Source organism: Candidatus Rhabdochlamydia sp. W815, from assembly GCF_018642185.1.
Classification (GTDB): Bacteria; Chlamydiota; Chlamydiia; order Chlamydiales; family Rhabdochlamydiaceae; genus Rhabdochlamydia; species Rhabdochlamydia oedothoracis.
Window position 1 is genome coordinate 1 of sequence record NZ_JAAVTY010000182.1, and the last position, 1,359, is coordinate 1,359.

The 1,359-nt window shown below is 35.0% G+C and carries 1 protein-coding gene and 1 tRNA gene; one reads left to right on the plus strand and one right to left on the minus strand.

Going from position 1 to position 1,359, the window contains the following annotated elements; genetic code table 11:
- Positions 1-193: 193 nt before the first annotated feature.
- On the minus strand, positions 194-997 hold the full coding sequence (locus RHOW815_RS08100; RefSeq protein WP_245397551.1) for an RMD1 family protein: 804 nt from the start codon (positions 995-997) through the stop codon (positions 194-196).
- 90 nt (positions 998-1,087) lie between these two features.
- Here RHOW815_RS08100 and RHOW815_RS08105 point away from each other — a divergent pair.
- A tRNA-Leu gene (locus RHOW815_RS08105) sits at positions 1,088-1,169 on the plus strand.
- The last annotated feature ends 190 nt before the right edge of the window (positions 1,170-1,359 follow it).

A 1,359-nucleotide genomic window follows, 5' to 3' on the forward strand; every position in this document is an offset into this window, starting at 1 on the left:
CTCATCCAATATAATGCTTCATGGGTTGCTCCTCATTTTTTTGCTCTTTAATGAGCGGTTTTGAGATTTGAAAAAATCTCGTTTATATTGGAGAGTTTAACCTACTCCGTTTAAGGAGCAACCCCTTCTTTGTGTGCAATTATGGCATGTATACACAAATGACGGATCGTAGGCTATGAAATTTTTTATTTAATTAAATAATATGGAAGAGATCGTGTAGAACAGCCAAAGTTACTTCGATAAAAATAAGTAAGATGATTGTCCACTCTAAACGAGAACTGTGTTGATGATTAATCTCATTGGATAGGATTTGAAAGAGTTCATGCATAACGTTGAGTTTTTTATTGAGGACCTCAACACGTTTATTGATATCGAGATAATGAGAAGTGCGTCTATAGAAGGGTTCTAGTTCAGGGTAATCCCAAAAGAATTCTGGAGTATCAAGGCTTTCACTATGCAAATTAATAAAATTACGCTCAATGAATATATAACCCATTTTCTGATAGATCTCTTTACGAGAAAGGGGGATTTTGCCTTTTTGAGCTAAATCGCTAGGGAGGTGTTTTGTGCGTTCAATATTTTTTTGTACAAGATCTTCAAAAATAATTAATTTAACCGATTGAGCTAAGCCATGTGAAATGGCTAATTTGGTTAAATCATTTTGATTTTGTAACACAATTTCATCTTCTTCTATCTTGAAATTATCCCCATAGACATAGGTGAATTCATCTAATTCTAATTTACCAGGATCTTTTTCAAATGTTTTTAGAGAATCCAGAATCTCTTTTTCTTCCTCTTCACTAAATCCCCAACAAACAACTACTCCATAAGAAAAGCAAAAAACATCTTTTTTTTCCTGTTTATCTTCTTGAAGCTGGAGGTGGATTACATCGCGAAATAGCTGGCAGATACCCATCCTCTGCAAGTATTGGAATAAGCGAGGGATATCATAAGAGGAAGCTGTGCAATAACAAGTACAACGCATAAGTTTTTTCATATCAGCTAGGTTTAATTCTAAAGAATAGAGCAAAAGCAATTTTACTTGAATTGATTTTAACAAAACCATTAAGATCTTTTCTTAAATATTGCGGGGGTGGCGGAATTGGTAGACGCGCTACCTTGAGGTGGTAGTGGGTTTTCTCGTGGGGGTTCGAGTCCCCCCTCTCGCATGATTTTAAGGCTGCTTCTCTCTGTTTCTAAATCGATTATCCGGAATTGTCTAGCCTACATTCCTAGACCTAAAAGATAAAAATATGGGATTCTAAAACAAGTCTTTTCAAGTTTGAAGTGCACAGAAGAATTAAAAAAAGAATAGGCAGGCGATGAAAGAATCTCTATTGTGATTTTTAACAATCAAAC

Excerpts from the sequence above, each read along its gene's own strand:
- RHOW815_RS08100 (WP_245397551.1), bottom strand. The coding sequence starts at position 997 with ATGAAAAAACTTATGCGTTGTACTTGTTATTGCACAGCTTCCTCTTAT.